The sequence below is a fragment of the Megasphaera cerevisiae DSM 20462 genome, from assembly GCF_001045675.1.
Taxonomy (GTDB): domain Bacteria; phylum Bacillota; class Negativicutes; order Veillonellales; family Megasphaeraceae; genus Megasphaera; species Megasphaera cerevisiae.
Window position 1 is genome coordinate 1 of sequence record NZ_LEKT01000087.1, and the last position, 5,137, is coordinate 5,137.

The window sequence follows — 5,137 nt, forward strand, 5'->3', positions numbered from 1 at the left end:
ATCATAATCATGCCGTCGCGGTACATTGCAGTGATAATCATGAGTACTCCGAAAAGCAAGGCGCCTAAGATAATTGCGAATGCCATAGCACGGTCGGCTTCATCACTGAGTTCTTGATATATTTCAGCTTGCCGCATGTAGCGGTCAAATTCCGGATCCGGTTCTTCAATGACTTTATTCTGTGGGTGCCTGGAGTTAATCCACGGCATTATCGTTTTCATTTTTATGCTCCTCTCTGTAATTCCGCAACGCCTTGGTCACTCTGCATCGGATTTTCTTCGGTCGCTGCGGGCCGTGATACGATAGGCATGTGCCGCAGTCCCGGTGCACTGGGACATAGTGGCCACGTTGCCGGATCAGCACGTATTCTTCGTTGATCTTTCGGCCGCAGTCTGCGCAGATCATGCCTGTTCCTCCCGGATAACTTTATCTGCCACTGCAGATGTCGCAAAACTAGTAATTTGCAAAATAATTCCTTCCAGCTGGCTGACACGCTTCTGCAACCCGCTGTTTTCAGCTTGAAGCCTTCGCATTTCAAATACGGTCGGCTGCTTTAAGTCTCTCAGATCCAGCCCTTCCAGGGCATATACCTCTTTTGCTCGATACATGGTTCCCGGCAATGGCAGCCGTCGCAACAATCCATCTTTTTCCATGCGTCGTATAGTAGACGAGCTGCAATTCCATTCCTTAGCCAACTCATCTACGGAAAACACTCTTCGTTCTTCCATGGGATTTGCTCCTTTCTGTGTGGTATAATCACCTTGAAGGGAGGTGATTATTTATGAATACTTACATAGTCGTTTTTGGTAAATGCATCAAACAGGATATCGAAATGTCTCAGGACACACTCCGGCATTTTAATTATTCATGCAACATAGTAAATTCGTATACATGGATTATTCAGAGTGATCTGTCTACTAATGACATTTACAATTCGTTTTCCACGACCGCACTTAGAACAGATATCTTTGTTGCTAAAATTCTTCCAGAATATGTTGCCGGTAAATTAAAGGACTCACTAATTATCAAAAAGCTTATGGATGAACTCCCTCATCCTCAGCTTGAATCTAGAAATTAGATTGGGATATTGCGAATTAATACTTTGCGTTTCTCATAATTGGCTACGAGAGAAATTAGCCTTATGTCTTCGGATGTAAGGCCTTTTTCTTTAATAAGTTCGTTATACGCTTGAGTTCTATCTTTATCTCCCCATATGGGAAATACCGCCCCCCATTCAATATCTTTCGAATGAGTATGTGTTGAAACCTGTATTTGTTCTGTTACATGCTGGGCTTTTATCTCATACATGAAATCGGTTATTTCTTTTTCTGAACCTGTTATTTTGATTTCCATAATTTTTATGCTCCTTCCATTGCTGAAGACGTTCAAAAACTACTCGCTAAGTAATGCCTTAACTAATTCCTTTTTTGCTTCATCGCGCTCGATACTGTCCGCAGCAGTGCCGAGCATTTTTTCGATTGCTACTGCCGTGCTATGGGCCTTTTCGGCATGCCTTTCGTCCGCTTCTTCTATCAATTTTCGTATTGTATCTGGGTTGTATTTCATTCCTCTCTCACCTCCTCTCGTGGGTTGTTTGATTAGGCTGTGTCTTTAACCAAGCATGTTTTGTATAGTATGCTTAACATTTATATTAAAAAAATTTTTTCGGTATTTAAATCTAATGCTCTAGACAATGCAATTAAAGTTTTAGTTGTTACATTCTTTCGCTGTTCTTTTTCTATGGCAATAATAGATGCCCTAGATATGCCAGATTTACACGCTAATTCCTGTTGCGTCATCTTTCTTGACAATCGAATTTCTTTCAGCTTGTTCATTTAATTTCCCCCTTCCTTTCTTTTATAATTGTTAAGCGCGCTTAACTTATGCGCTTATTATACCTGAGCCAGAAATATTTGTCAAGCACACTTTACAAATATTTCGTTTTGATGTAAAATATATTTAACATCAAAAAGGAGAACTCATATGAAATTAGCAGACATAATTAAAAATTACAGGTTGGAGCATGGGATGTCTATGGACAATTTATCGACTGCCTCGGGATTAAGCAAACCATATATATCCATGCTGGAAAAAAATAAAAATTCGCGGACTGGAAATCCAATAATTCCATCACTGCGCACACTCCAAAAACTAGCAAAAGGCATGAATATAACTTTGGATAAATTATTAGAAAATATGGATACCACTCAAAAAGTTTCAATATCAAATGACCAGCAATCAGCTCAATCTCCGCTTCCCTCATTCGAATACCGTAACTACCCTGCGGGCATCGCTGCCGGTGCCTTGGAAGAAATAGATGCTATAGACAATGTTCCAATGGTTGCTGTGCCAGATGCATGGCTCGGTAAATATGCCCGCAATCGTAATATCGTATTTATGCACGTGAACGGTGAATCTATGAATAAAATAATTCAGAATGGCGCTACTATTGCCGTCCTGATTAATATAAATTTAGATACTATCCATAACGGTGACGTTGTTGTTGCCCAGAACTGCCACGGTGAATATACTGTAAAGCATTTTTATGACGATGCAGACAATGACCGCTTTATCCTCAGACCGGACAGCAGCGATCCATCATTCACGGATATGATCTTTAATTATGACGACGCCGATGAAATGAAGATTTTTGGCAAGGTCGTTATCTATTCTGTATATTTGTAGTACAAAGAAATATTGTTGCTTTATTAAATGAATGGATGTGATATGATGAAAATCTGTAATAATTGTCAAAAAATGGTGGAAAGTGCAAAATCATCTTGCCCCTACTGTGGTGGTAATGAATTTACCCCTTTCAAATTTTCCGAAACACAATCTAACCTTAAAAGTTCCTTGTCACACTATAAATTAAATAGTGATTGCAAATTAATTGCTTTTATATTTACATTAATCATCTTGATATTATTGCTTTTAAAAAATCCAGGGAATTTTTTTGGAGATGCTGGAGAATTTATAGGCGCAATCATATTTTGCATTGCAATTGCATATTTTCTGTCGTCCATAACCAATAGTAATACTTCTCAAATTCCAATCCCTCCTGGCACCATTGTTTCTAGGTGCCCCCGTTGTCACTCTACTGAACATACCGCAGAAAACAAAGGATTTGGTTATAAAAAGGCTGCGCTCGGAGGGCTAGCCTTGGGCCCATTAGGATTATTGGCTGGTGGTATCGGGTCAAAAAAAGTTGAATTTATTTGTCTTCACTGTGGGCATACATGGACTCCCAACAGCATAGAAGTACAACTAGATATACAAGCTCAAGAACGTGAATATCGTTTACATCACCATTAATGCTTTTTATAATATACGCTTACTAACGGATGTGATATGATGAAAATCTGTAATAATTGCAAAAGAGCGTTGCCTAACCCAAGAACAATTTGCCCCTTTTGCGGCAGTAGCAACCTTTCTCCTTATAAATTGCCGGGAGTAAATAAAGGGAAAAGGCAAGAGAAAAATAGACCTACCATAAAATGGAATTCAACAAAGCCATTGATTATATTCTTAATAGTAGCTTGTTTTTTTTGTATTGGTATATATAGCGCATATAATTATTCGCCTCGGGATACCAAACAGAATAGTACTAATAATGTAACTAAGCCAGTTCCCCCCTCTGAAACGAAGAAAAAGGAGGCGAAACAGCCTTCTGTATTGACTAATTATGGCGACAAGCACGACGAAATACTAAAAGCATTTAACTTTCTTTTTTCAGACAATGATTATACTCCTATATACGAAGGCGTTACACATGACCCAGCAATAGATACCTTGACTGTATACGTTAATAACAACTGGAATTTATTGTCAAAAGACGTTAAATTATCTTTTATTAAAACATGTTTTGTTGCATGGCAAACGGCAACAACCTCTCGCCAAATAAAAACAAATACAACCAGTTTTTCATTAGACATTATTAATAAATCATCTGGTAGAAAAGTTGCATCATGGGGATCTGTTCGAGGCCCTGTATTGTATGATGAATAACAGTCAATAATACAAATAAAAAAAAATTCCCGCCACTGAAGGCAACCAGTGACGGGGGGAAGCTTGATTACACTATCAGTATAACATATTATCGCATCATATTATACATGCAGGCCGAAAGGAGATTCCCCACTATGGCAAAACAAACTAGAAAACATATTTACACTGAAGAAGAAATAGAATCCATGCATCCCGGCAAAGCCATTGAGTCTTACATGGAATATGCCGAAACAAATACGGATGAATTGGCCGGTAAATTAGAAATAAAACCTGATAACCTGCAAGCTATTATTCGTGGTGGTGCCGGATTATCCCGTAGCCTGATGCGAAGATTAGCCAGAATAACAGATACACCAATAGATAGCTGGATTGAAATTCAGCGTCGATACGAAGATGCCTTAAATGAAATATCTGACAATGCTGATAATCCAGAATAAAAAATCCCGCCGCCAGGGGCAACCGGAAACGAGGCAGAACTGAAAGTATCATGCACTAATTGTGATGGATAAATAATTATTTATAATTGTAATTATACATATGATATTTTAGTAGGCTACTATAAATTGTAGTTTTATGAAACTTTTATATACTATTCCGGAATTTTTTCGTATATTTTAGACACTTGATATTTTTTAAAAGTATAAATTTACATTTTTCAGATTGACATAATAGGGTTATAGCTTTATAATGGAGACACTTAAAGTGAGTGCCGAAATCTCTACGGGGATCGGTGCGAAGGAAAAGCCTTCTCCATTATTGGGAGGAGGCTTTTTTCTTTTGAAAGAATTTAAAACTATTGATGAGCAGATACAGCTTCTTCGCGAACGCGGGTTGGTAATTGACGATACAGAAAGAGCCAAGGCATACTTGCTTACTCAAAATTACTATAACATTATCAATGGCTATGCTAACTAATTCCCGCGCAATGGTGATCAATATACTGCTAGCACTAACTTTGATGAAATTGCCAATCTGTATGTATTTGAGCGAGAAATAAAGCAGGCTATATTCCAAGCTATCATTGATATGGAAACACATCTCAAAGCAGTGTTTGCCTATCGCTTTGCCGAATCCTACCCCAATACTCCATACGCCTATTTGAATGTTGACTGTTATGATAAAGAAAAGACAC

11 protein-coding genes and 1 pseudogene are annotated in these 5,137 nt (G+C 38.2%); 6 read left to right on the plus strand and 6 right to left on the minus strand.

The window, feature by feature from the left end:
• The 6 genes from AB840_RS14710 to AB840_RS14735 form a co-directional block, all read right to left on the minus strand.
• A partial coding sequence (locus AB840_RS14710) for a hypothetical protein (RefSeq protein WP_048515595.1) occupies positions 1–221 on the minus strand: 221 nt, incomplete at its 3' end.
• Positions 196–405: a hypothetical protein gene (locus AB840_RS14715; RefSeq protein WP_048515596.1), complete on the minus strand. Its 210-nt coding sequence runs from the start codon at positions 403–405 to the stop codon at positions 196–198. The genes AB840_RS14715 and AB840_RS14710, both read right to left, overlap by 26 nt.
• Positions 402–728, minus strand: a complete 327-nt coding sequence (locus AB840_RS14720; protein WP_048515597.1) for a hypothetical protein — start codon at positions 726–728, stop codon at positions 402–404. The genes AB840_RS14715 and AB840_RS14720 overlap by 4 nt, the downstream gene beginning before the upstream one ends.
• A 346-nt stretch (positions 729–1,074) precedes the next feature.
• Complete coding sequence (locus tag AB840_RS14730) at positions 1,075–1,353, minus strand: hypothetical protein (RefSeq protein WP_048515599.1); 279 nt, start codon at positions 1,351–1,353, stop codon at positions 1,075–1,077.
• 39 nt (positions 1,354–1,392) lie between these two features.
• The gene (locus AB840_RS17320) at positions 1,393–1,566 is read right to left on the minus strand and encodes a hypothetical protein (RefSeq protein WP_159445843.1); all 174 of its coding nucleotides are present in this window, start codon (positions 1,564–1,566) and stop codon (positions 1,393–1,395) included.
• An 80-nt stretch (positions 1,567–1,646) separates the two neighbouring features.
• Complete coding sequence (locus AB840_RS14735; protein WP_048515600.1) at positions 1,647–1,835, minus strand: helix-turn-helix transcriptional regulator; 189 nt, start codon at positions 1,833–1,835, stop codon at positions 1,647–1,649.
• A gap of 148 nt (positions 1,836–1,983) precedes the next feature.
• On the opposite strand from AB840_RS14735, the gene AB840_RS14740 reads away from it, so the two are divergent.
• The 6 genes and pseudogenes from AB840_RS14740 to AB840_RS18370 all read left to right on the plus strand — a co-directional run.
• Positions 1,984–2,685, plus strand: coding sequence for an XRE family transcriptional regulator (locus AB840_RS14740; protein WP_048515601.1), 702 nt, complete (start codon positions 1,984–1,986; stop codon positions 2,683–2,685).
• A gap of 42 nt (positions 2,686–2,727) precedes the next feature.
• Positions 2,728–3,312 (plus strand): hypothetical protein, encoded by a 585-nt coding sequence (locus AB840_RS16880; protein ID WP_143745112.1) that lies wholly within the window; start codon positions 2,728–2,730, stop codon positions 3,310–3,312.
• A 36-nt stretch (positions 3,313–3,348) separates the two neighbouring features.
• Positions 3,349–4,005: a zinc ribbon domain-containing protein gene (locus AB840_RS14745; RefSeq protein ID WP_143745113.1), complete on the plus strand. Its 657-nt coding sequence runs from the start codon at positions 3,349–3,351 to the stop codon at positions 4,003–4,005.
• Between the two features lie 134 nt (positions 4,006–4,139).
• Positions 4,140–4,442, plus strand: coding sequence for a helix-turn-helix transcriptional regulator (locus AB840_RS14750; protein ID WP_048515603.1), 303 nt, complete (start codon positions 4,140–4,142; stop codon positions 4,440–4,442).
• 265 nt (positions 4,443–4,707) lie between these two features.
• The gene (locus AB840_RS15900; protein ID WP_053078216.1) at positions 4,708–4,920 is read left to right on the plus strand and encodes a hypothetical protein; all 213 of its coding nucleotides are present in this window, start codon (positions 4,708–4,710) and stop codon (positions 4,918–4,920) included.
• Positions 4,921–4,941: 21 nt separating this feature from the next.
• Positions 4,942–5,137 (plus strand): annotated as a pseudogene (locus AB840_RS18370) (Abi family protein); the annotation flags it as partial.